This is a genomic window from Ensifer sesbaniae, assembly GCF_013283665.1.
Classification (GTDB): Bacteria; Pseudomonadota; Alphaproteobacteria; order Rhizobiales; family Rhizobiaceae; genus Ensifer; species Ensifer sesbaniae.
Genome location: NZ_JABEKU010000001.1, coordinates 2,337,770 through 2,360,441, shown reverse-complemented (window position 1 = coordinate 2,360,441; position 22,672 = coordinate 2,337,770). Strand labels below are relative to the sequence as shown.

30 protein-coding genes are annotated in these 22,672 nt (G+C 63.4%); 12 read left to right on the top strand and 18 right to left on the bottom strand.

The genetic code is table 11. From position 1 onward, the window contains the following. Nucleotides 1–181 precede the first annotated feature (181 nt). From BHMPCIPO_RS11435 to BHMPCIPO_RS11385, 12 genes are all read right to left on the bottom strand, one after another. On the bottom strand, nucleotides 182–520 hold the full coding sequence (locus BHMPCIPO_RS11435; RefSeq protein ID WP_173516856.1) for a hypothetical protein: 339 nt from the start codon (nucleotides 518–520) through the stop codon (nucleotides 182–184). Between the two features lie 47 nt (nucleotides 521–567). Continuing rightward, entirely contained in the window at nucleotides 568–870 is a 303-nt protein-coding gene (locus tag BHMPCIPO_RS11430) for a hypothetical protein (protein WP_173516855.1), read from the bottom strand. A 38-nt stretch (nucleotides 871–908) separates the two neighbouring features. Next, nucleotides 909–1,874, bottom strand: a complete 966-nt coding sequence (locus BHMPCIPO_RS11425; RefSeq protein WP_173516854.1) for a methyltetrahydrofolate cobalamin methyltransferase — start codon at nucleotides 1,872–1,874, stop codon at nucleotides 909–911. Nucleotides 1,875–1,973: 99 nt separating this feature from the next. After that, nucleotides 1,974–3,065: a methylenetetrahydrofolate reductase gene (locus BHMPCIPO_RS11420; RefSeq protein ID WP_173516853.1), complete on the bottom strand. Its 1,092-nt coding sequence runs from the start codon at nucleotides 3,063–3,065 to the stop codon at nucleotides 1,974–1,976. Then, nucleotides 3,062–3,664 carry a methylenetetrahydrofolate reductase C-terminal domain-containing protein gene (locus tag BHMPCIPO_RS11415; RefSeq protein WP_173516852.1) on the bottom strand — a complete coding sequence of 201 codons (603 nt, stop codon included), beginning with the start codon at nucleotides 3,662–3,664 and terminating at the stop codon, nucleotides 3,062–3,064. Before BHMPCIPO_RS11415 ends, BHMPCIPO_RS11420 begins: the two co-directional genes overlap by 4 nt. After that, entirely contained in the window at nucleotides 3,657–3,959 is a 303-nt protein-coding gene (locus tag BHMPCIPO_RS11410; protein ID WP_173516851.1) for a virulence factor, read from the bottom strand. The genes BHMPCIPO_RS11415 and BHMPCIPO_RS11410 overlap by 8 nt, the downstream gene beginning before the upstream one ends. Nucleotides 3,960–4,300: 341 nt before the next feature. After that, a complete protein-coding gene (locus tag BHMPCIPO_RS11405; protein ID WP_173516850.1) occupies nucleotides 4,301–5,104 on the bottom strand; it encodes a formyl transferase in 804 nt (267 codons plus the stop codon). Between the two features lie 148 nt (nucleotides 5,105–5,252). Further along, nucleotides 5,253–5,432 (bottom strand): hypothetical protein, encoded by a 180-nt coding sequence (locus tag BHMPCIPO_RS11400; RefSeq protein WP_173516849.1) that lies wholly within the window; start codon nucleotides 5,430–5,432, stop codon nucleotides 5,253–5,255. 432 nt (nucleotides 5,433–5,864) lie between these two features. Then, nucleotides 5,865–6,638, bottom strand: coding sequence for a pyrroline-5-carboxylate reductase (locus tag BHMPCIPO_RS11395; RefSeq protein WP_173516848.1), 774 nt, complete (start codon nucleotides 6,636–6,638; stop codon nucleotides 5,865–5,867). Between the two features lie 290 nt (nucleotides 6,639–6,928). Then, nucleotides 6,929–7,186: a DUF1488 family protein gene (locus BHMPCIPO_RS11390; protein WP_173516847.1), complete on the bottom strand. Its 258-nt coding sequence runs from the start codon at nucleotides 7,184–7,186 to the stop codon at nucleotides 6,929–6,931. 47 nt (nucleotides 7,187–7,233) lie between these two features. After that, the gene (locus tag BHMPCIPO_RS33440; protein ID WP_282439028.1) at nucleotides 7,234–7,356 is read right to left on the bottom strand and encodes a hypothetical protein; all 123 of its coding nucleotides are present in this window, start codon (nucleotides 7,354–7,356) and stop codon (nucleotides 7,234–7,236) included. Nucleotides 7,357–7,398: 42 nt separating this feature from the next. After that, nucleotides 7,399–7,704: a hypothetical protein gene (locus BHMPCIPO_RS11385; protein WP_173516846.1), complete on the bottom strand. Its 306-nt coding sequence runs from the start codon at nucleotides 7,702–7,704 to the stop codon at nucleotides 7,399–7,401. A 417-nt stretch (nucleotides 7,705–8,121) separates the two neighbouring features. On the opposite strand from BHMPCIPO_RS11385, the gene BHMPCIPO_RS11380 reads away from it, so the two are divergent. Genes BHMPCIPO_RS11380 through BHMPCIPO_RS11370 form a run of 3 tightly spaced genes read left to right on the top strand, consistent with a single transcriptional unit; the run spans nucleotide 8,122 to nucleotide 8,722 of the window. Next, on the top strand, nucleotides 8,122–8,295 hold the full coding sequence (locus tag BHMPCIPO_RS11380; protein ID WP_173516845.1) for a hypothetical protein: 174 nt from the start codon (nucleotides 8,122–8,124) through the stop codon (nucleotides 8,293–8,295). A 43-nt stretch (nucleotides 8,296–8,338) separates the two neighbouring features. Next, a complete protein-coding gene (locus tag BHMPCIPO_RS11375) occupies nucleotides 8,339–8,497 on the top strand; it encodes a hypothetical protein (RefSeq protein ID WP_173516844.1) in 159 nt (52 codons plus the stop codon). 3 nt (nucleotides 8,498–8,500) lie between these two features. Next, on the top strand, nucleotides 8,501–8,722 hold the full coding sequence (locus BHMPCIPO_RS11370; protein WP_173516843.1) for a hypothetical protein: 222 nt from the start codon (nucleotides 8,501–8,503) through the stop codon (nucleotides 8,720–8,722). Nucleotides 8,723–8,838: 116 nt separating this feature from the next. Here BHMPCIPO_RS11370 and BHMPCIPO_RS11365 read toward each other — a convergent pair whose 3' ends face one another. The 4 genes from BHMPCIPO_RS11365 to BHMPCIPO_RS11350 form a co-directional block, all read right to left on the bottom strand. Next, complete coding sequence (locus BHMPCIPO_RS11365) at nucleotides 8,839–9,114, bottom strand: metal/formaldehyde-sensitive transcriptional repressor (protein ID WP_173516842.1); 276 nt, start codon at nucleotides 9,112–9,114, stop codon at nucleotides 8,839–8,841. Nucleotides 9,115–9,141: 27 nt separating this feature from the next. Beyond that, on the bottom strand, nucleotides 9,142–10,134 hold the full coding sequence (gene dmeF / locus BHMPCIPO_RS11360) for a CDF family Co(II)/Ni(II) efflux transporter DmeF (RefSeq protein ID WP_173516841.1): 993 nt from the start codon (nucleotides 10,132–10,134) through the stop codon (nucleotides 9,142–9,144). Between the two features lie 233 nt (nucleotides 10,135–10,367). Next, entirely contained in the window at nucleotides 10,368–10,961 is a 594-nt protein-coding gene (locus tag BHMPCIPO_RS11355; RefSeq protein WP_173516840.1) for a hypothetical protein, read from the bottom strand. Between the two features lie 215 nt (nucleotides 10,962–11,176). Further along, entirely contained in the window at nucleotides 11,177–11,797 is a 621-nt protein-coding gene (locus BHMPCIPO_RS11350) for a DUF1638 domain-containing protein (protein ID WP_173516839.1), read from the bottom strand. Nucleotides 11,798–11,879: 82 nt separating this feature from the next. Between BHMPCIPO_RS11350 and BHMPCIPO_RS11345 the strand changes: the two genes are divergently transcribed. After that, the gene (locus BHMPCIPO_RS11345; RefSeq protein ID WP_246304415.1) at nucleotides 11,880–11,993 is read left to right on the top strand and encodes an entericidin domain-containing protein; all 114 of its coding nucleotides are present in this window, start codon (nucleotides 11,880–11,882) and stop codon (nucleotides 11,991–11,993) included. 109 nt (nucleotides 11,994–12,102) lie between these two features. Here the strand turns inward: BHMPCIPO_RS11345 and BHMPCIPO_RS11340 are convergent, their stop codons facing one another. Next, nucleotides 12,103–12,801, bottom strand: coding sequence for a cobalamin B12-binding domain-containing protein (locus tag BHMPCIPO_RS11340; protein ID WP_173516837.1), 699 nt, complete (start codon nucleotides 12,799–12,801; stop codon nucleotides 12,103–12,105). A gap of 335 nt (nucleotides 12,802–13,136) precedes the next feature. Between BHMPCIPO_RS11340 and BHMPCIPO_RS11335 the strand changes: the two genes are divergently transcribed. From BHMPCIPO_RS11335 to BHMPCIPO_RS11310, 6 genes are all read left to right on the top strand, one after another. Next, nucleotides 13,137–14,711, top strand: a complete 1,575-nt coding sequence (locus tag BHMPCIPO_RS11335) for a trimethylamine methyltransferase family protein (protein WP_173516836.1) — start codon at nucleotides 13,137–13,139, stop codon at nucleotides 14,709–14,711. Between the two features lie 107 nt (nucleotides 14,712–14,818). After that, nucleotides 14,819–15,523: a 4Fe-4S dicluster domain-containing protein gene (locus BHMPCIPO_RS11330; protein WP_173516835.1), complete on the top strand. Its 705-nt coding sequence runs from the start codon at nucleotides 14,819–14,821 to the stop codon at nucleotides 15,521–15,523. A 284-nt stretch (nucleotides 15,524–15,807) separates the two neighbouring features. Further along, nucleotides 15,808–16,359 carry a hypothetical protein gene (locus tag BHMPCIPO_RS11325; RefSeq protein ID WP_173516834.1) on the top strand — a complete coding sequence of 184 codons (552 nt, stop codon included), beginning with the start codon at nucleotides 15,808–15,810 and terminating at the stop codon, nucleotides 16,357–16,359. A 77-nt stretch (nucleotides 16,360–16,436) separates the two neighbouring features. Next, nucleotides 16,437–17,186 (top strand): phosphodiester glycosidase family protein, encoded by a 750-nt coding sequence (locus BHMPCIPO_RS11320; protein ID WP_173516833.1) that lies wholly within the window; start codon nucleotides 16,437–16,439, stop codon nucleotides 17,184–17,186. A 134-nt stretch (nucleotides 17,187–17,320) separates the two neighbouring features. After that, a complete protein-coding gene (locus BHMPCIPO_RS11315; RefSeq protein WP_173516832.1) occupies nucleotides 17,321–17,848 on the top strand; it encodes an RNA polymerase sigma factor in 528 nt (175 codons plus the stop codon). 2 nt (nucleotides 17,849–17,850) lie between these two features. Next, nucleotides 17,851–19,872, top strand: coding sequence for a vWA domain-containing protein (locus BHMPCIPO_RS11310; RefSeq protein WP_173516831.1), 2,022 nt, complete (start codon nucleotides 17,851–17,853; stop codon nucleotides 19,870–19,872). A gap of 350 nt (nucleotides 19,873–20,222) precedes the next feature. Here BHMPCIPO_RS11310 and BHMPCIPO_RS11305 read toward each other — a convergent pair whose 3' ends face one another. Continuing rightward, nucleotides 20,223–20,570 (bottom strand): hypothetical protein, encoded by a 348-nt coding sequence (locus BHMPCIPO_RS11305; RefSeq protein ID WP_173516830.1) that lies wholly within the window; start codon nucleotides 20,568–20,570, stop codon nucleotides 20,223–20,225. 189 nt (nucleotides 20,571–20,759) lie between these two features. On the opposite strand from BHMPCIPO_RS11305, the gene BHMPCIPO_RS11300 reads away from it, so the two are divergent. Both BHMPCIPO_RS11300 and BHMPCIPO_RS11295 read left to right on the top strand, forming a co-directional pair. After that, nucleotides 20,760–21,395 carry a helix-turn-helix transcriptional regulator gene (locus BHMPCIPO_RS11300; RefSeq protein ID WP_173516829.1) on the top strand — a complete coding sequence of 212 codons (636 nt, stop codon included), beginning with the start codon at nucleotides 20,760–20,762 and terminating at the stop codon, nucleotides 21,393–21,395. A gap of 104 nt (nucleotides 21,396–21,499) precedes the next feature. Continuing rightward, entirely contained in the window at nucleotides 21,500–22,648 is a 1,149-nt protein-coding gene (locus BHMPCIPO_RS11295; protein ID WP_173516828.1) for an aminotransferase class I/II-fold pyridoxal phosphate-dependent enzyme, read from the top strand. Nucleotides 22,649–22,672 lie beyond the last annotated feature (24 nt).

Sequence of the window (22,672 nt, the reverse complement as noted above, 5' to 3'; positions counted from 1 at the left end):
GTCTTTCGTCAGGTCCGCTCTCTCCTGAGTGAAGCACCGGTGAGGTGATTCATCTCGCGAGCGAAGCATGGGTAAACGGTTTCAGACTGCACCGGAACGCCGCCCGATAGTTGTCCAATCCCGACATGGAACGATCTCAAAGCATCATTTCAAGTGGTGCTGGCGATGAAGGGTAGATTGCTCACGGCTTCCTGCGCGACAGACGCCGGGCGTTGCTGCGCACCCGCTTGCCATAGGGCCTCAGCGCCGCGGATGCAATCGCCGTTCCGTGGCCGGAGGCCGTGCCGCCGGTCATCAGCCGCATCGTGTTGTCGAAGGCGGCTCTCCAGAGCGCGAGATTGACGGCGACGACACTCTCGGCCGTGGCGGCGATCTTTTCGGAGACCATGCGGTGAAGCTCGGCCACGTCATGCGACTTGCCTGATAGCGCGGCGATATGCATCTCCTGCAGCCGAAGAGCGATCACGAAGGGGGCATCGAACCAGAGCGTGGCGGCATCGAGGCGAAGGCGGCGTGTCATGGTGATCTCCACTTTGCGTTGGCAGATGGATGGACCGACGCCCGTTGCTACGGCGCTCCGGCAAGTTTCGCGACTGCGAATGCGTAGGCGAGGGCCGCTGCCAACACGGCCGAGCTTCCCCAGAGGCAGGCCTTGATGACCCGCTCCGGTGGCCCGAGATAGACCTTCTTCGTGGCGGTGGCGACCATTATCACAGCAAGCACGGCGGCGGACACGATGATCACCGGCGCAACATAGATCCGGAGCGCCGCGTAGAACCGCTGAAACTCGGCTGCATCGTCAAAGAGCATGTACCTGGTCAAGACGACCAAAGGGAGAACGACGGCTAAGAGGCGCAGATGTCTTCTCATCGTCCTTCCTCCCTCTCGGGTGCCGCTTGTAGAACGGCCTATTCGCGCGCGCCGCCGGCGCCCGCGCGGGCCGCACGGCCGCCACGGCGACCGCCGCCACCGCCAGCCGGAGCGGCTGCAGCAACGACGTGGCCGCCTTCGGCGGGCTTGTGGTCGCGGTAGGTCATGATCCAGTTGGTGCAGTTCGGGTCGGTGCCGTTCAAGACGTTTGCGGCGCGCACGGCTTCCATTTCCTGCGGGCGACAGGGGTTCATGATCGCCGAGGTCATGCCGGCGCCGATGACCATCGGGATGAAGCCGGCATTGATGCCGTGGCGGTGCGGCAGGCCGAAGGAGATGTTGGAGAGGCCGCAGGTGGTGTTGACCTTCAGCTCTTCGCGCAGGCGCCGGAGCAGCGCGAAGACCTGCTGGCCGGCGGTGCCCATGGCGCCGATCGGCATGACCAGCGGGTCGACGACGATGTCATGCGGCTTGATGCCGTAGTCGGCGGCGCGCTCGACGATCTTCTTGGCGACGGCGAAACGCACGTCCGGGTCCTCGGAAATGCCGGTTTCGTCGTTGGAGATCGCGACGACCGGCACGTCGTACTTCTTGCAGAGCGGCAGGATCGCCTCGAGCTTCTCTTCCTCGCCGGTGACGGAGTTGACGAGCGGACGACCCTTGGCGACACGCAGGCCCGCTTCGATCGCGGCGGTGACGGAACTGTCGATCGACAGCGGCACGTCGACGAGACCCTGGACGATTTCCAGCGTCTTGACCAGCAGCGGCGGCTCGGTCTCGTTCGGGTTGACCGCGGTGACGCCGGCATTGACGTCGAGCATCGTGGCACCCGCGGCGACCTGCTCCAGCGCATCCTTGATGACGGTGTCGAAGTTGCCCTCGATCATCTCGGCGGCGAGCTTCTTGCGGCCGGTCGGGTTGATGCGTTCGCCGATGACGCAGAACGGCTGATCGAAGCCGATGATGATCTCGCGGGTGGCGGAAGCGACGATGGTGCGGGTCATGCAGGGTCCTTTGTCTTAAAAGCGTCGGGCTATGTAATCACGCCCTTGAAATCGATGAAAGGCGCCGACTGGCCGGCGCCGGTTTTGTCTGCAATCTGCTCAGTGCGGATGATGGGCCGCGGCTTCGGCCATCTGCTGCTGGTTTTCTTCCTTGCCCTCGCGGATCTGTTCCAGGCGCTCGGCAACCAGCGCGTCGGCCGGCAGCGTCTCGCGCTTCCAGGGCTTGCGGCCCTTCAGCACGCCCGATTCATGCACGATCTCCGCGACATATTCTTCCTGGCGGTAGGCCATCACGTGGATGCCGGAGACGCCTTCGATCTCCTTTACCTCGTTGATGATGTCGATGCAGAGCTGCTTGCCTTCCTTCTTCTGGTCCTGCGCGCCTTCGAGGCGGGTGATCACGCTGTCCGGAATATGGATGCCCGGCACGTTGGAGCGGATCCAGCGGGCGGTCTTGGCCGACGCCATCGGCCCGACGCCGACGAGAATGAAGCATTTCTCGTGCAGGCCGAGATCGCGCACCTTCTTCATGTATTCGCGGAACATCGGCACGTCGAAGCAATACTGGCTCTGGACGAACTGGGCGCCGGCCTCGATCTTCTTGGCCAGGCGATAGGGGCGGAAGTCGTAGGGCGGGGCGAAGGGGTTGATCGCGGCCCCCAGGAACACGTGCGGCGGCGTCGTCAGCTTGCGGCCCGAGAGGAACTTCGAGTTGTCGCGCATGATGCGCACGGTTTCGAGCAGCGACATGCAGTCGAGGTCGAAGACGGGCTTGGCGCCCGGCTGGTCGCCCGCCTGCACGCCGTCGCCGGTGAGGCACATGATGTTCTGCACGCCCATGGCGGATGCGCCGAGCACGTCGCCCTGGATGGCGATGCGGTTCTTGTCGCGGCAGGCGATCTGCATGATCGGCGCGTAGCCCATGCGGGTCAAAAGCGCGCAGATGCCGACGGAGGACATATGGCAGTTGGCGCCGGAGGCGTCGACCGCGTTGATGCCGTCGACCCAGCCGTCGAAGATTGCCGCGCGCTCGTAGACGTCCTGCGGGTTGGCGCTGTCGGGCGGGTTGAGCTCGGCGGTGACGGCGAATTCGCCGCGGCGCAGCACGCGCTCGAGACGGCCGCGCGAGGAATGGCCGGGCAAGGGATCCAGCGGCGCGCCGGGATCATGGGGATTGATGTCGGGGCTCATGCCTGGTCTTCCTTTGATGCCGCTTCACGGCGCGCTGCGGCTTCCGCCGTCACGCGCAGCCAGGACGAGGTTTCGCGCAGCGACTGGTTGACCGGCTTCTGCACATTCATGATTGCGTTGCCCTTCACCATGTTCTGCGAGCCCTTCCAGGCCTGCACCCAGACGCAGGGCATGTCCGGCTCGACCTCGCAATTGCCGTTGGCGCGAACGCCGCCGCAGGGGCCGTTGCGCAGCTGCTTCGGACAGTTCATCGGGCAGGACATGCCGGTCGAAGACAGCGCGCACTGGCCGCACATGCGACAATCGAACAGGAAGCCCTTCACGTGGCGCTCGACGAAAGTCACGGGACGCTCGACCCGGCCGTAGCCGATGGCGTTCCACAGCGGGTGAAGCAGCAGGAACAGGTCGGCGAAGCGGTTGTAGAACCATTCGAGGAAACGGGAGTGCCGCACCGCCCAGAGGCGGACCGTGTATTTGTGGCGCGAGCGGCGGCTCGGCGAGACGCCTTGGGGGGTGTAGGCGCCGGTCGCGGCCTTGGCGGCGGGCGCGGCATTGCCCTTCATGATCTTCGGCTCGCCCGTGGGCTTGGCGTCAGCCATTGTCCCGGCCTCCGGCTTTGACGAGCGCGACGAGGCGCTCGCGGTCATAGGCGGCTTCGAGCTCGGCAACGGCGCTGTCGGCCTCGGCGTCGAGATCGTCGGAGACCGGCACCGGATCGGCCTTGCGCCACTCGGCGAGATAGTCGTCGGTTTCGGCAGCGCCGGTGCGCATGGCACACATGTCGATCGCTTCGGTGAAGCGCAGTGAGAGCTCGCGCTTCGCCGTCGTGCGGCCCTTCTTGATGATGACCTGGGCCGGAATGTCGCGCCAGTAGACGATAATGCGATCTGCCATCGGGTGTCGTTCTCCTCCCCCTGCATGTTTCCTTTGACCGGAGCCGATTAAAGATCAAAACCATGCAGCACTCTAAAGCGCTACAGCGACCTTTGTGCGTCTGATGAGACGCGCGGCGCTGTAGGTGCGACAATGCGCATGTACAGGCTTCCGGGCTCATCTCGCCACGACGTCGGATATGTCCAAAAACGACGCTGACGCGGAAGCTATATCAGACGCCTTGGGAGCGATCCGCAAGTGCCGCTTGACGCTTGGCAAGGCGACCTCCGCGATCAGGGCGGATTGTCCGCAGTTTCAGGCTTTTAGGTCGCAGCCGGCCGACAGGATCGCAGGGATTCCGCCTACCAGATGCGACGCGTCAGGCCATTCCACACCCAGGTCCAGATCGGCGGGTGAAACCATTGCCGTGACGGACCTGCGACATCGACGGTTCTCAGGTTTCCGGCAAGCGCATCCTCGATGGCGGCAATCGCGATACCGGTGGAGGCGGCGGTCTGCAGCAGCGGAAAGGTGTGCATCGTATCTTCAGGCGCCGGTTTCTGGCGCGACTGATAGAGCACGCCGCCGGTATCGACGCCCGCATCGACCAGATGCACGGTGGCGCCGAAATTCCCCGCGTCGCCGTTGACCAGCGCCCAGTAGCCGCCCATCAACCCGCGATAGGCGGGGTTGATGCCGGCGTGGAAATTGATCACCGGGCAGGGGATCGCCGCAAGCGTTGCGGCCTTCAGCATGCGGCAACTGATGAGGAAGACGACATCCGGTTCGAGCGCGCGAAGCTGCCGGACGGCTTCGGCGTCGTTGATCGAGGCGACGGGTTTGACCGGGATCGACGGATCGGGCGTGCCCGAGACCTTATAGGTGGCGATGATCTCTTCCGCCCGTTTGCGGGTGAAACGCTTGCCGAAGCGCGAGGCGATCATGGTGGCAAGCTGCCCGAGCGCGGTCATCCAGCCGAGCTTGCGGGCGCGTCGGCGCAGGAACAGGCCCTTCGATTCCGGCTGTTCCCCGATGACGGTGACATCGGCAAAGCGCGCAGCCAGCGCATTGATCATGATCCACGGATTTTCGCCACCCGCCGTCACCACGACGATGCGGCCCGCACGTTTGCCCGCGGCTTGATCCTGGCTGGCGATTTCGGTCATGGCGGCCCCGCGGATGACTACAGCGCCGCGCGTTCTGTCAGACGCGCAAAGGTCGCTGTAGCACTTTGAAGTGCTGCATGTTTTTGTCCTTTAATCGGCTACGATTAAAGGAACATGCAGTAGAGCCACAGATATGAAGGCTTGCCCGTTACCGCCGGCTTAACTGGTTCCAGTACCACTCGGCCACACCGCCGCCGAGCACGACCAGAGCCACGGACTCGACCATCTTTATGTCGTCGGTCAGCTTACAGACCTCGCCGATCAGTAGCGCCAGGATGAGGCCGCCGGCGCATCCAAGCGCGTAAGGCAGGTATTCGAGGAATTTCACCGGTTTCCTCCACGTGGATGCAAAGAGGGGCAGCTTCGGTCTCAAAACCGGCCCCGCGGTTGCGCGCGAGCAATGTACAAGTTAGCGCAGAATCGCAATCGAGGAAGAGCTGATTTTTCCGCCTGTGCCGCGTGATCGGTGAGGGCCTGTTGGTCGGGTCTTTGCGCATTTCAACGACGGCGAGGAGATTGCCCCTCTCCTCGGGTTTAACCCGAGGACTAACCCTCTCCCCGCAGGCGCGGAGGGGACGTGGGCAGATCTAAGCGTTGTCAGGTGGAGTTGCTGGGATTGGGGAGGCGAGGGCGAAGCGCCTGGAAATCGAGGACGGCTGTTGTCGAGACAAGCGGACGCAACCAGTCTCCTCCTCCCCGTCATGCCGGGGAGAAGGTCGCGGCAGCGGGATGAGGGGGCTTGTTCCGCTGCACCATAGCCTCACGACGCCGCAGTGATGCGCCGGTGAATACCCCCGAGACTTTCCGCGAACCGCTCGAACGTCCCGTGCTCCGTCAGTTCGCGCAACACCTGCTCGTTGATGCCGCCGCGGGTCGCATAGTCGGCGGCCAAGTGTGCGAAGCTGGCATCCGGCGTCGCCGCCGGCGCCTGGCCCAGAGCCCCAAACAGGGAGGCGACATAGTCGCGGCCCTTCGCGTCTTCGACGCCGTGGTCCTTCAGCCAGCTATGGATCGTTTCGAGATATTTGAAGTAGCTGGCATAGGTGGCGGTCGCGACGCTCAGCGCATCGAATTCGCTCTCGCTCGCAACCTCGATCGCCTTGCCGAGCCTGCCGAAGAACGCGGCGATTTCCGGGTCCGGCGGAAAGATGATCGTCGGCCCCTGGCGGATCGCGATCATCGGCATCGGCAGGGCCTTGGTCACCCGCTTCACCGGACCGACCATCGCGGCGATCTCGTCGCAGGAAAAGGTGGCAATCAGGCTGAGGACGTGATGATCCGGCCGAAAGCGCAAGCCAGGCAGCACGTCGCGGGCGATCTGCGGCCGGACGCCGAGCATCACCATGTCTGAGGCGTCGAGCACGGCCTGATTGTTGGCGGCAACGGTCACGCCAGGAAAGCGGGCAGCCAGGCCGGCTGCGATCTCTTCGTTGCGCGGTGAGAGGATGACGGTGGTGGTGTCGCGGGGAAGCGTCTTGAGGCCGGTGACGATCGCCGAGGAGAGTGCGCCGGTGCCGATGAATCCGAGTTTCATGAAAATTCTGTCGCCTGGTGATTTCAGCCGATCCGTGAAACTGCCGGGCTTGGCATGCACGGGTACGGGTTTGTGGTTCGGGGAATAATAATACCAAAGGCGCCGGCGACAAGCGATCGCGACAGCGTCGCCCATGGGATAAGGAGGCATTTCAACAGTGCCGTTGAGGTCGCCACGCCCTGTCGTCTGCTGCGGGGAGAAGGGACGTGGACGGGGTGATATTGCAGAGCAGGGCGGCGATCCTGCGAGACCAAGGGGGGCGAGCGCGTGCGGCGCGTTTTGGCTGAGATCTAGCGAAAATCAGCGGCCGTGAGGACATAGATCGTCCGGTGCCCCTTGGCATAGGCTGCCGTCGCGACCTCGTGGATTGTGTTGCGCGCGGCGTCGAATGCCAGCAGGCAGGCTGCCTCGGTCGTCCGGGTGCCACCGGAGAGGGCCGCCGCCTCGACATAGAAGGGCACTTCGAACATGCCGTCGTGGCCAAGGAAACGGACGGCGTTCCTCGCTCCATCGAAGCTTCGGCATGGGTTTGGGAAGGTCAGTGGCATGGTCGTGATCCTTTTAGCCGCAAGCCAGGCCGGCCAGCGGCGGGCCGTCACAAGATCCGCCCGAAGAGGATCGTCGTCACGACGACAGCGACCGCCAGCGAAAGGGCGATCCAGGCAAGCAGGCTGCGGTAGTCGAAGAGATAGATCTGAGCCGGTATGTGGTACTTCATGATCGCCTCCTGCGGCTGACCTGTTGGAAGGATGGTTTGGATCTAAAGGGCGTGTCTGGTCTTGAAGGTCCGTTCGGCCAGCGCCATTCCGTGATCGTCGGCACGGATCAGTTCGAGATCGCCTTCATCGGTCACGCGCTCATGGCATTCGCCGCTGCTGCGAATGCGGTACTGGAGTGCATTGTCGCGGATCGGCAGCGTTGCGGTAATGCGGTAGGCTTCTCCGCTGATCGACTCTCTTGTCAGCGCCCTCTTGGAGCGAACAAGCTGGCCGACGTGGAAGCGGTGCACCGGCGACTGGTCGCGGGGGCCGCGGATGATGCGTTTCGTAATAGAGAGAGTGTTCATGGCGGTCTCGGTCCTTCTGGGCTGCGGGCAGACACGGTCGGTCGGGCAGGCGCGATGGGCCGGTTATCGACCGATCAATCAAGGTTCGGGGACCAATAGACGTCTCGAGGCGAGACGTGCTTCGAGGAGAAGCATGGATCAAGCACTGGATCCGAAGCTTGCCTGTCGTTCGAAAATTTAGGAGATAGGTGCGGTTCGAATTTCTGATACCGCGAAAGCCACATCGGCCAAATTTACTTGGATATACTATTGCGCGCCGATTGAGTTTCAATTGAGGCGCGTGTGGCTTCCGGCGCAGATTTAAAGTGTTTTTGGCGTGCCGCTGGTGTTTCTCCCGAGTTTCTCGTTGCCCGCGCGATAAAACTCAGGTGCCAATTGCGGATGTGTTAAGCTCGTCGTTTCGAACTGGAGACTGTCATGTCCGAGCCGAACAAACTTTACCAGAGCGACATCATCACCCTGCACAAGGCGCCGCTGATCGGCACGCTCTGCCTGGAATGCGACGATGGCCCGATCGAGGTCGCCCTGAACCGAACGGCTGCCGAGGCCCTGCAGAAGGCGATTGTGCGCTTCCTTTCCGAGGCCGCGTGACTCTCCCGGCCACGATGGCCCCATTCGACGAAGGAGAGGCGCGATGTCCTCCCGTTTGGTCTTCTCACTGTTTCTGGTCGCCCTGTCGGTTGTTCTCGTCTGGGCCTTCAGGCCACCTCAGGGCAATGCGGGTGGTCGCCCCGCCATGCCGCATGTGGCTGAGCAAGGGCAGGTGGTGAACCCCGATTGTGGGCTGGGCTGAACCATGGCCACTCTCAGATATGGCCTCAAGGTCGAAGCCAACAATGTCTGGGCGGTGATCGATGTCTTCACCGGGCAAACGGTTGTTCTTGACGGTTGCCTGATGTCGAACCTGCCGCGCGATGAAGCGGACGATCTTCTTGATCTTCTCAATCTCAAGGACGGCATCCGCAGGGGCACGATCAAGGTTCCGCGCCGGCCGCCGGAAGATGAAGACAAGGGCTAGATTGTTCGGACTGGACATCCGCGATGGTTGGCTCAACCGGACAGGGTAGCCCTCTCGCCATGCCGCCTGGTTCCTGGCGGCGAGGGTGGCCTCGACAAAGTGCGCGGCAGGCGACGCTATTTCATGTAGGCGCGCACCACATCCACCAGCTCTGCGGCGGCTTCGTCTCGCTCCTTCTGCGACAGGTCGGCCGCGGCCAGATGCATGTGGATGTGGTCTTCGACGACTTCCGCCATCAGCCCGTTGACCGCACCGCGGATGCCGGCAATCACCTGCATGACCTCGGTGCAGCCCTTTTCCTCTTCCAGCATCCGTTCGACCGCCTCCATCTGGCCCCGCAGCCGCCGGACCCTGTTGATGAGCTTCTGCTTTTCACGGATGGTATGGGTCATCGGATACTCCGGTTTCGGGCGCCGTCACTACGCGGCCCGTGGTTCCACCTCCACCGTCACATGCGACAAATCGTGAATGGCGGCAAGCTTCTCGCGATAATAGGAGGGCGCGCGCGGGTTATCGGCGACAATCGAGACGATGGCGCCGTGGTGGCCCGGCCCGAGCTGCCAGACGTGCAGATCGACGATCTCGGCATCCTCCTTCGCGACGATCTCTCCGATTTCCTCCGGCAGGTCTTCGCCTTCGGGGATGTAGTCCAGCAAGGTTGCGCCGGTGTCGCGGATGAGACCGAAGGACCAGCGGGCAATGATGATGGCGCCGACGATGCCCATCGCGGGATCGAGCCACAGCCAGCCGTAGATCGCGCCCAGGCCGAGAGCGGCAATCGCGAGAACCGAGGTCAGGGCGTCGGCAAGCACGTGCAGATAGGCGGCGCGCAGGTTTCGATCCTGTCCGCCATGGTGTCCATGGTGATGCCCGTGGCGATCGTGGTGGTGATGGCTGTGATCGTCCTTCAGCAGCCAGGCGCAGATGAGGTTGACGATGAGGCCGGCGACGGCGACGAGAGTCGCTTCGCTGAAATCGATCGTGACCGGAGCGTTGAGGCGACGAAGGCTTTCCCAGCCGATCAGCAGCGCGATGAGCGCGAGGACGATGGCACTCGAAAAACCAGCGAGCTCGCCGAGCTTTCCGGTGCCGAAGGTGAAGCGGCGATTGTTCGAGTGCTTGCGGGCATAGAGATAGGCGAGGGCTGCGATCAGCATTGCCGCCGCATGGGTCGACATGTGCCAGCCGTCGGCAACGAGCGCCATCGACCCGAAGACCTGACCGGCCGCGATCTCGATCACCATCATCGTCGCGGTGACGGCGATGACGATCCAGGTCCGCCGCTCGTTGCGCTCGTGATTGCCACCGAGGAAGACATGGTCATGGCGCGCGGCGAGCACGCGCGCCTCGTCGTGCGAATGCGCGTGGTGACTGTGATGGTGGCGATGATGATCGTGCTGGTGGTTGCTCATGCCGATGTCTCCGATATGATATAGGGGGGTACCCTATTTTAAGTCTGGCGTAAAGCGCTCGTTTTCTCTACCGTTCCTCGGCGCTCGTCGTCGGCGAGGAGAGTGTGCCGGCACTTTTGGAGCCGTGGCCGGCTCTAGCGGGATGCGCTCACATGCATTCCGCCGCCGCTCTAACCCTTTGTTTTTGCCGCACTTGTGCGACGTCAGGTGTTTCCACCTGACTGCCAAATGCTCTAGCCGGCTCCGCCGAGAGCGATGGCCGAGCCGGTAAACGGCAGGACCCGCTTGTAGCCCATGGGCGTCGGCTCGATCTGCGTGGCGGCGGACGTGCCGAATTGCGTGATGCCCGCGCCAAGATACGCCGCCAGATCGTGGCGACGCCCGCCGAAATCGAACGAAGCGCTTGCGATCAGGCGGGCCGAAAACACATTGGTGCCAAACAAGGCTGCCGACGTCCCGCCAATGGTGTCCGAGAGCGTGGTGCCGACCACAAGGCTGGTCCGCCGGAATGTCGCGATGCATTCGCCTTCTGCGAACGAGGCGGGGTCGTCGAAAGTTCCTCGCGGCTTGCGCTGCAGGTAGACGGAGAACTCGCCGACGGGGTCGAGCCCGAGAGACAGCGCGCCGTTTGCCATCCCCTGCGCCTTGAAGGGCTTGGCCGCGAAGGTGAAATGCGCCGTCGTTTCGCCCGGTTCACCGTCGAAGATCTCGGCATCAGGAAAAGGCAGGTGCAGGAAATAACCATAGTCGGCCAGCGTACCGTCGTTCGCCTCGTAGAAGCGACCCGTGGCATACCAGGCGAGTTCGGCAGGAAGCAGTGCACTCATGGCGGGCAGTCCTGTGGTCAGCGGTAAGTTGCAGCCAGTACGTTGTGCAGCTTTCTCACCGGGGCGGGAAGGGTCCGCCGCGGCCCGCGTGCCGCTGGAAGGCGCTATTCAGCCGATAGCGTAAACACGCGCCGGCACGGTCGGTGAATATTGGTTCTCTTTGCTACACGGTGCGCCATGGAATGACACGGCGCAGGTGATCGCGCACCTTCGCCTCACGCCTTCAGAAGTGACGTCGCGAGATCCCCATAGCCGGTGAAGCGGTACTCGTATTCGAGCCCCAGATAATCGGCGGCCTTCTTCGCCTTTTCCTGCAGGGCCGGATCCTCCTGCTGCGAGAGATAGACCAGCTTGCGGTAATGGCCGAAATACATGTCCCTCAGCTCCGGATGGCGGTTGAGGCCGAGTGGTTCGATGACGAAGGCCTCGAATTGGCGGGCGAGGAAGTCGGTCAGGAAGAAGGCGGTGATGTCGTCATCCCAGCGGCGGGCGAAATCCTCGTTGCCGACGAAGAAGGAATAGCAGTGCGGGCCGGGGATGCGCTCGACCTTTTCCTCCTCGCATAACCGGTCGAGATGGCCGCCGGTGCCGCAATCGGCGTAGGCGATGAAAATGCGCTCGAAGCCTTCGGCGCGCGCCTTGGCGATCGCCTCACGAATGCCCGGCGTGATCTTTTCCGGCGTGTTGTGCCAGATGGCCGGCAGACAGTTGAGATCGATATGAGAAAGACCGTTCGCCTCGCAGATCGCCAGGATTTCGCGCGCGATGGCGCCACAACCGATCACGTGAACTTTTTTCGGTTGTGCGGGTTCTATCGGACGCGATATTTTTTCCATCTTGATTCCACTTGGCTATGCGGGAAGGAACCTGACCATGAAAGTAAAAAATCTCGCCATCGTCGGCGCCGTTCTCGTTGCCATGGCAACGCTGAGCGCTTGCGGCAACACCATCCGCGGCATCGGCAGGGACACCGCAAATGTGGTCAACGCGACGCAGGACGCCGGCCGCAGCGTGGCGAAGGCCGCCAACTAAAGGGTGCCCGTCACCTGACGGCGCGCCGTCGACGCGTCATTACATATAAGAAAGCCGGCCGCAGATTTCACTTCTGCGGCCGGCTTTTTCATTTCGGATCGCCCGAAGCTCAGCTGGCCGCCAGGCGGTTGTGCTTGCGCTTCATGAAGTCCTTGGCGGTTTCGACGGCGATCGCCGCGTCGCGGCAATAGGCGTCGGCGCCGACGGCCTTGCCGAATTCCTCGTTCAGCGGCGCGCCGCCGACGAGAACGACGTAGTCGTCGCGCATGCCCTTTTCCTTCATCGTGTCGATCACGACCTTCATATAGGGCATGGTGGTGGTCAGCAGCGCCGACATGCCGAGAATATCCGGCTGCTCGCGCTCGATCGCTTCGAGGTAGTTCTCGACCGGGTTGTTGATGCCGAGGTCGACGACATCGAAGCCGGCGCCTTCCATCATCATGCCGACGAGGTTCTTGCCAATGTCGTGAATGTCGCCCTTGACGGTGCCGATCACCATCTTGCCGAGCTTCGGCGCGCCGGTTTCGGCGAGAAGCGGCCGCAGGATCGTCATGCCGGCCTTCATCGCGTTGGCCGACAGCAGCACTTCGGGCACGAACAGGATGCCGTCGCGGAAGTCGATACCGACGATGCGCATGCCTTCGACCAGTGCCTGGGTCAGGACGTCATAAGGCGTCCAGCCGCGTTCGAGCAGGATGCGGGTCCCGTCCTCGATTTCCTCCTTCAGACCGTCATAGAGGTCGTCATGCATCTGCTGCACGAGTTCTTCGTCGGAAAGGTCCTCGAGAATGATTTCATCGTCTGCCATATTGGGGTTCCTCGGTTCCTGGCACGGCCGCGCGAAAATTTCGGGCGCGTCCACCAATCCATAACGTTCGATTTCTAAAAATCTGTTTTCGAAAGCGACGTCGCATATGACAAAAAGCGACGGGAGAGCAGCTTCTTTTGACGCCTGCATATTCTTAACAAAAACAATATATTCGCGCCACGCGGTTTTTGGCGTCGTGGGATCGCTTCTCGGTAGTGTTCGAGTTGCGCCACTCCTTGGCGCATTGAGACCCGCAAGGACCCCGATGCTTGGTAGCATTAGGGCCAATCCATGCTTGAAGGCGCAAGAAGTGATGCGCGGGAGAGGAAAAGCGAATGAGCGACGTAACAGATCAGGGCGCGGGTGAAGGCGGCGGCCGCCGCGCGCGTGGCGAGGGACGGGGAGCGGCAGCGCGGCGTGCGTCGCGCACCGGCGGCGGTCCGGGGCCGTCTCTGCCCTATATCCAGCGCAAGATTCGCGAATACGAGGTCCTCGACGAGGAAGGCCTGCAGCTCATCGAGCGCAATGCCGACACGATCCTGGAGGAAATCGGTATCGAGTTCCGCGACGACGCCGAGGCGCTCGAACTGTGGAAAGAAGCCGGCGCCGATGTGCGCGGCCAGCGCGTTCATTTCCCCAAGGGGCTCTGCCGCGAACTGTTGAAGACCGCGCCCTCGGAATTCACCTGGCACGCCCGCAACCCTGAACGCAGCGCCCAGGTCGGCGGCAAGGCGACGATCTTCGCGCCGGTCTACGGCCCACCCTTCGTGCGCGACCTCGATGGTGTCAGGCGCTATGCGACGATCGAGGATTTCCGCAATTTCGTGAAGCTCGCCTATATGGCGCCGTCGGTGCATTCGTCCGGCGGCACGGTCTGCGAGCCGGTCGATATCCCGGTGAACAAGCGCCACCTCGATATGGTCTACAGCCATATCAAATATTCCGACAAACCCTTCATGGGCTCGGTGACGGCGCCGGAGCGGGCGGAAGACACGATCGCCATGGCAAAGATCGTCTTCGGCGACGACTTCGTTGAAAACAACTGCGTCACGCTGAACCTCATCAACGCCAACTCGCCGATGGTCTTCGACGAGACCATGGTGGGGGCGCTGAAGGTCTATGCCCGCCACAACCAGGCCTGCGTGCTTTCGCCCTTCATCCTCTCCGGCGCCATGAGCCCGGTGACGGTTGCCGGCACGCTGACGCAGATCCTCGCCGAAGTTCTCGCCGGCGCCTCGTTCACCCAGCTCATCCGCAAGGGTGCGCCGGTGCTCTTCGGCACTTTTGCCGCCTCGATCTCGATGCAGTCGGGTGCGCCGACCTTCGGCACGCCGGAGCCGTCGCTCGTCTCCTACGGCGCGGCCCAGCTCGCCCGTCGCCTGAAGCTTCCCTTCCGTACCGGCGGCTCGCTCTGCGGCTCCAAGGTTCCGGATGCGCAGGCAGCGCACGAATCGGCCAATACGCTGAACATGACGCTGCTTGCCGGCACCAATTTCGTGCTGCATGCGGCCGGCTGGCTGGAAGGCGGTCTCGTCTCGTCCTACGAGAAGTTCATGATCGACCAGGACCAGCTCGGCATGATGCAGAAGATGGCCGAAGGCGTGGATCTCTCGGAAAACGCCCAGGCGCTCGACGCGATCCGCGAAGTGGGTCCGGGCAGCCACTATCTCGGCTGCGCCCATACCCAGGCAAACTTCCAGACCGCCTTCTACCGTTCGCCGCTTGCCGACAACAACTCCTTCGAACAGTGGGAAGTGGAAGGCGAAAAGCGCATCGAGCAGCGCGCCAATGCGCTCGCCCGCACCTGGCTGGAACATTACGAGGCGCCTTACCTCGATCCGGAGATCGACGAAAAGCTCAAGGCCTATATCGCGAGCCGCAAGGACTCGATGCCGGACGCCTTCACCTGAAAGGCTCCCGAGCGCGCCAGGGAGCAAGGCGGAGCGGCGCAGGTGGCTGACATGATCCAGAAGGAGGTCTGGCGCCCGCACTACGAACACCAGGGGCCGAAACCGAAATGACGGCGCCTTCCGCGACAGCGGACAAGCTTATCGAGATGGTCCGTGCGGCGCTGGCGCCGCACGGACTTTTTGTGCGTGGAGCGTTGAACTTCTCCTCCGCAGAGGCAGCGCCGCTGCTTTCCGATGGGCGGCGGGCGGCAAGCGTGCTGCTCGTCGGCAATATCGGCGGCTCGCTCTGGCCAGCCTTCAGCGCCTGGCGGGATGGCCTGCCGGATCGCGGCGGTGCCGATCCACTCGATACCTGGTCGAAGGCGGTGATCGGGCCGATCGCCGAAGCGTGCGGCGCCACCGCCTATTTCCCGTCCGATCCGCCCTGGCAGCCGTTCCAGCAATGGGCGATGCGGGCGGAGGGCCTGAAGGCGTCGCCGCTCGGCATCCTCATCCATCCGCGTTACGGGCTCTGGCACGGCTATCGCGGCGCGCTCGGGCTCGAAATGGCACTGAGCGACACGGGCGAGCGCATGGAGGCGCACCCTTGCGATCGCTGCCTCGAGAAGCCCTGCATCTCGGCCTGTCCGGCAAACGCGCTTGCCGATGAGCGCTTCGATGTCGGCCTCTGTCGCGGCCATCTGCGCAACGAAGCGGGCAGGGCGGGCTGCCTCGCGACAGGCTGTCTCTCGCGTGATGCCTGTCCTGTTGGGGACGCCTATCGCTATCCCTTGGAGCAGCTCCGTTTCCATATGGCGGCGCTCGAGCTTTGAGCGGAAACCATGTGCGGTTTTCAGAGCAATTCCAGGAAAAGTGTGAAACGGTTTTCCGTCCGGAATTGCGTAATTTCAAAAGGCTAGGTCCTTTCACTGTTTCCATGAAACAGTGAAAGGACCTAGCCTGCGTCTCGATTTCACGCATGAGACGCGACCGCATTGCCGTCTTTGCCCGCAAAGATGGTGGAAATCTCCAAAATGACTAAAATTGGAGATGTCCTGGAAAGATAATATTATCGAATTTACACCGATCTGGACGGCGTGGCGTTGGAGTCCATCGTATGAGAGGCAGCCCAGTCGTATCCGTGAGCAACTATCCTCCGCACCTCTCGCGCGAGGAAGTGGAAGCGCAGATCTCCCGTCTCGACAGTATCCACGCCGCAAACAGCCAGATCCTGGAGGAAGCGTTCAAGCGCCTGCTGGCGATCGGCGCCGGCCACGCGGCCGTCATCGCCGCCTGCATCGCGGGCTTCGACGCGCTGGTGGACCGTTCGGTGCTGGCAAGCGATCTCCTTCCCGATGCGATCAATTTGCTCCGGAAGTTCGCGTTGACCGTCAGCGCCCTTGGCCTGTTCTTCACCTTCCTGGCGATTGGCAACAATTTCAGCGAGGTGCAGAAGGAGGCGAAGCGTCACGCGGTCAAGCTTGCCACGACGCTCAGGGAAAAGCGGCTCCTGCTTTCCCTGTCGCAGGACGTGCTCAATCGCGATCCCGGCTCCTACGTGCTGATGGGCGTCGGGGGGCTTGCCTGCCTGTGCGTGATCTTCGGGCTGGCCGCCGCCGCCGGATGCTTCGGCCTCGTCATGGCCATGGGGCTGCTTGCGGGCGGCTGACGACTTTCGCTGGCGCTGCGCCAGAACCGCCGCAATCTCCGTGATGCTTGGTCTCTGATTCGATTGGACCTTTTGCCATGCCGCTTTTTCCCAAACCTTTTCTCGTCGGCGCCGTTCTCTCCGCCGGTCTTGCCGGGCCCGCGCTCGGCGCCTGCCGCGACGTCAGCCATCTCGGCCGGGACTATGTCGCCTGCAGCTTCGATCCGGCGACAAGCGATATCCGCCTCTACAACAAGGACCAGGCCGGCGTTCCCTTCCGCTCCTTCCGGGCGCTATCGCTCGAATTGCGCCACCGTGACGAATACATGGCCTTTGCGATGAATGGCGGCATGTTTCACGAGGATCTGTCGCCGGTCGGCCTGCACATCGAGGAGGGGCGCGAGCAGGCGCCGCTCAACACCAATACCGGCTGGGGCAATTTCCACCTGCTGCCGAACGGGGTCTTCTATGTCGGTGACGGCAAGGCGGGGGTGATGGCGGCGGACGCCTATCGCGACGCCGGGATTGCCCCACGCTTCGCCACCCAATCCGGGCCGATGCTGGTGATCGACGGCAAGCTGCATCCGCGTTTCCTGCCCGATAGCACCAGCTTCAAGACCCGCAACGGCGTCGGCGTGACGGCCAAAGGAGAGGTGGTCTTCGTCGTCTCCAAACGCCCGGTGCGGTTCCACGATTTCGCGACGCTCTTTCGTGACACATTGGATTGCCCCAATGCGCTGTTTCTCGACGGCACGATTTCCAGCGTCTATGCGCCCGAGATCAACCGCCATGATCGGCTGTTTCCGCTGGGGCCGATGATCGCCGTCGTCGGGAAATTTCCACGCTGACGTTCTTTGGGCGCGGGATGCGGCCGGAAACCGCAGGCACTTTTCCTGATCCCGATAAAAAAATCTTCTTTCCACCCAAGGAATGGTTTGCCTGCAACGTCTAAGGTTCAAATGAGGTGAGGGCGGGCACGGATTTGGACGCTGAACTCGTCGAAAAGGCGGTGAATGGAGACCGGCAGGCCTTTGGCCAGCTGGTCGAGCGGCACTATGATTTTGTCCATGCGGTCGCCTGGCGCTGGTCCGGCGATGTCTCGGATGCTGACGATATCGCCCAGGAGGTGTGCCTGCGTCTCGGCAGCGCGATCCGCGGCTTTCGCGGCACCAGCCGGTTTCGCACCTGGCTCTATACGCTGACGCTGAATGCCGCGCGTGACCACAAGAGGCGGCAGGCGCGCGACGACCGGCGGCTGCAGGCCTATGCCAGCGAGCAGGTGACGATCGCGCAGCCCCAGGATCCCGACGAGGAGCAGCGCGAGGCGCTCTGGGCGGCAGTGCGCGAACTGCCGGAAAAACAGTGCGACGCGGTGCTGCTCGTCTATGCCGAGGGGCTGAGCCACGCAGCTGCGGCCGACGTGCTCGGCTGTTCGGAGGCAACCATATCCTGGCATGTGCACGAGGCGCGCAAGCGCCTCAAGACAGTGCTTGGCAAGGAGGCAGTGTGACCATGAGCGACGATTTCGAAAAGCTTGGCGGGCTCAACCCGCCGAAGGCTTCTCGGCAGGCGCGCGCCCGCGCGCTCGCCGCCGCCATGCAGGCCTTCGACGAGCAGCAAGAAAATGCAACCTCCACCCAAGGATCGGCCCGGCCGGTTCGTCAAAGCTCCATCTTCAACCGGATATGGAGCCCCATCATGAACCGGAAACTGCTTGCCGGATCGGCACTGGCCACCCTCTTGGTCGTGCCCGCCGCCGCCTTTCTGACGCTCGAACTGACGCGCAACGGTGCGCCCTTCGGCGAGAGCGCGCAGGAGATTGCGCTGAAGGATCAGCCGAGGCAGGAGGCGGAACCGCAGGCGGCTGCGAAGAAAGCGGCCGCCGAACTCGCGCGCCAACGGGAAGCGAGAACCGTGGAGGCGCCGGCTGCCGTACAGGCCGAGAGCGAAGCTGCAGTGTCCGCGGAAGCCGACGCGCTCGCCAACCGCATGGCGAGCGACAGCGCCGCCCCGCTCTCTGCCGTCGGTGCCGTGCAGCCGCAGATGACCTTTCTGCCGGCGCCGGTCGCTCGGCACGAATTGCTCGCCGCACCTGAGGAAAACCGCGAGCGCTTCGGCAAGGCCGAGAGCAATCCGGTGAAAAGCGTTGCCACCGATCCGGTCTCGACCTTCTCGATCGATGTCGACACGGCATCCTATGCCTTCGTGCGCCGCTCGCTGATGGAAGGACAGATGCCGGAGCCCGACGCCGTGCGCGTCGAGGAGATGGTCAACTACTTCCCCTATGACTGGCCGCGGCCGGTAACCGCTGCCGAACCCTTCAAGGCGACGGTGACAGTAACGCCGACGCCGTGGAACGGCGGCACGCGGCTGATGCACGTGGCGATCAAGGGTTATGACGTCGTGCCGGCGGAGGCGCCGAAGACGAACCTCGTCTTCCTGATCGACGTTTCCGGCTCCATGGACGAGCCGGACAAGCTGCAGCTGTTGAAGAGCGCCTTCCGGCTGCTCGTCGAAAAGCTGAAGCCCGAGGATACGGTCTCGATCGTCACCTATGCCGGCAATGCCGGAACGGTGCTGGAGCCGACCACGGTCAAGGACAAGGCGAAGATCCTTGCGGCCATCGATACCTTGCAGCCCGGCGGCTCGACCGCCGGTGCCGAGGGCATCGATGCCGCCTACGCGCTCGCCGAGAAGGCTTTCGTCAAGGGCGGGGTCAACCGCGTCATGCTGGCGACCGATGGCGATTTCAACGTCGGCCCGTCGAGCGACGAGGACCTGAAGCGGCTGATCGAGGAGAAGCGCAGGAGCGGCATCTTCCTTTCGGTGCTCGGCTTCGGCCGTGGCAATTACAACGACGCGCTGATGCAGACGATCGCCCAGAACGGCAATGGCACCGCCGCCTATATCGATACGCTGGCCGAGGCGCAGAAGACGCTGGTGGAGGAGGCGGGCTCGTCGCTCTTTGCGATCGCCAAGGACGTCAAGCTGCAGGTCGAGTTCAACCCGACGGCGATCGCCGAATACCGCCTGATCGGCTACGAGACCCGCGCCTTGAAGCGCGAAGACTTCAACAACGACAAGGTGGATGCCGGCGACATCGGCTCCGGCCACAGCGTGACGGCGATCTACGAGGTGACGCCGAAGGGCAGCCCGGCGGTGCTGAACGACGACCTGCGCTATGCGACGGCCGAGAAGCCGGGGGCAGAAGCAAGCCCGAACAGCGGCGAGCTCGCCTTCCTGAAGATCCGCTACAAGAAGCCGGACGGCGACAGGAGCGAGTTGATCACCACGCCGGTGACCGAGGCCAATGCGGTGCCGTCGCTCGCCGAGGCGCCCACCGACGTCCGCTTCTCCGTCGCGGTTGCGGCCTTTGGGCAGAAGCTCTCGGGCGTGACGGCCCTGGCCGACTATTCCTACGACTCGATCATCGACCTTGCCGCTGCTTCAAAGGGCGCCGATCCGTTCGGCTATCGCGGCGAGTTCGTCAATGTTGTGCGGCTGGCCAAGGGGCTCGGCAGTTCGAAGAATTGAGGTCGCCGGATCTGCCCCTCATCCATGCGGTGAGGGAAGCCCCTCATCCACGCGGTGAGGGAAGCCCCTCATCCATGCGGTGAGGGAAGCCCCTCATCCGCCTGCCGGCACCTTCTCCCCGTCATGACGGGGAGAAGGAACCAAGCGGTGACGGTCTCGCCCAGACTGTGATCGGGCAATGGAACGCCGAGGTCGGGCGCGGAGGGTGCGCCCAGCGGTTCTCTCCCCGCATGCGGGGAGAGATGTCCGGCAGGACAGTGAGGGGCATTTGTCAGGTTGCGCGAGGTGAGGGGCAACCACCCTTTCCGTCATCAAGTCAATTTGATTCGGCAACGAGCGTGCGCCTTATATCAAGCCTTCGGAAAGGCGCGCTCCAATCCGCCGGACTTCGAAAGACCCGCCTTGAAGGCCTGATAGGCGGCGTGCTGGCTGGAGCGGCCGGCTTCCGTCAGGCGCATCTGCAGGCGCGCCGGCGCTTCGCTGCCCAGCCACTGGCCGAGCCTTTCCAGCTTCAGCGAGTTGAGGAACCTTGCTTCGGAGGCGAGGTCGAGGTGACGGTAGAGGCCGTCCATCAACCGCTCGTCCTGCTCCGGGTTTTCCATCAGCAGGCGCAGGAAGGACTGGTCCGCTTCACCGAATGCATGGAGCTTTTCGGCAACGGTGTCGCGGTCGGGAAAGGAAGCTGGGCCAGCGTTCATGTCGGTGTCACCCCGTCTGCGTTTCCGACCGCGCGGCGCGTTCTGTGGGGCGCACACGGTCGCTGAACGAATCTCTTTGCCATCGGGGATAGGCCAGCGGCCATCGGTGCGCAAGCTGTGGCGCAAGGGCTGCAATTGAACAATTTGTCCAATATTGACAATAAATCCAAATCCGGCAATAAGCGGCCCATGACCATTGCACCCGCCTTCGCCTCCATCCTCGCCACGCATGCGCCGACGGCGGCTGCGATCAGCGCCTTGCTCTATCCGCATGGAGAGGTCGTGCTGCATGACCTGAAGACCGGTACGATCGCGGGGATCTGGAACTGCTTTTCCGGGCGCACGGTCGGCGAAGATTCGCTGATCGAGGAAGAGTTCGCCGCGGTCGGCAGTGCCGACGCCGTGCTCGGCCCCTATGAAAAGACCGGCGCCGATGGCCGGCGCTTCAAGTCGATCTCCGCCGTGCTGCGCGATGGGACGGGCGAAGCGGTCGGCCTGCTCTGCATCAATCTGGATATGTCGATGATCGATACGGCGGTGAAGCTGCTTTCGGCTTTCGCCGGCGCCGAGCAGCCAAGGCCGCAGGCGCTCTTTGCGCGGGATTGGCGCGAGGAGATCAATGCGACGCTGCATGGCTGGCTGAAGGAGAGGGGGCTGGCGCTCTCAGCCTTGAAGCGCGGCGATCGCGTGGCGCTGGTAGCGGCGCTCGACGCACGCGGACTGTTCGAGACACGCAACGCCGTCGACCATCTTGCAAGCCTCATCGGCGCCTCGCGCGCCTCGATCTACAATTACCTCGCTGCGGCGCGCGGCGAGGCGCCCTGAATGAAACGCGCGCATTCCGGACGGAGACGCGCTCCGCGTCCCGCCGGAATTGCCGGATCCGCAAACCGTTTCGCGCGCCGTCGGCGCCCGAGGAGGAGACTTCCATGACGACCTTGCCCGATTTCCGGCTCGAAACCCATTTTTCGCGCTGGGAGTTCAATGCGCGCCACCACATGACCGCGAGCGACAGCCAGACGATCAGCATGCGCGAACTGCTGGCACTTGCCGACGACGAGGATCGCGCCGCCTGGGAAAACATCGCGCTCGGCTATACCGAGACCTATGGCGCGCCGGCGCTCCGGGCGGCGATCGCCGCCACCTATGAGGGGCTTTCGGCCGCCGACATCCTCTGCTTCGCCGGAGCGGAGGAGGGGCTCTATTGCGCCATGCTGGCGCTGCTCGGGCCGGAGGACCACGCGATCGTGACGGTGCCCAACTACCAGTCGATGGAGACTTTGCCGGTAACGATCGCCGGCGCCGTCACCGGTGTGCCGCTCCGGCCGGAAAACAATTGGCGGCTCGATATCGCCGATGTGCGCGCCGCGCTGAAGCCCAACACCCGGCTGATCTGCGTCAACTTCCCCAACAACCCGACCGGCGCCATTGCCAACCAGGAAACGTTCCGGGCGCTGGCGAGCCTCTGCGCCGAGCGCGGCATCCATCTCTTCAGCGACGAGGTCTATCGTGGGCTGGAGCGCGACCCGTCGCTGTGCCTGCCGCAGGCGGCAGAACTCTTCGAGCGCGGCATTTCGCTGAATGTCATGTCCAAGGCCTATGGGCTTCCGGGCCTCAGGATCGGCTGGATCGCCTGCCGCGACCATGCACTGCTGGAGCGCATGGAGAAGATGAAGCACTACCTGTCGATCTGCAATTCGCGCCCATCGGAAGTGCTGGCGACCATCGCGCTCAAGGCCCGCGAGACGATCCTCGACCGCAACCGGGCGCTGGTTGCCACCAATCTGGACAAGCTCTCGGCCTTCTTCGCCGAATATCCCGATCTCTATGAATGGCGGGCACCGGACGGGGGCTGCGTCGGTTTTGCCCGCTATCGCGGCGCCGATGGCGTCGAGACCCATTGCCGGCGGCTGGTGGAGGAATCGGGCGTTCTGCTCCTGCCGTCGAGCCTCTTCGTTTCGGATCTCCTGCCGGTCGTAACCGATCGCTTCCGTGTCGGCTTCGGCCGCAAGGATATCGAGATCGGTCTCGATGCCTGGCGGCGGCATCTCCTCGATGAACACCGCGCGCCCGCGTAGGAGCGCAAGGCTGCCGATCGGCGG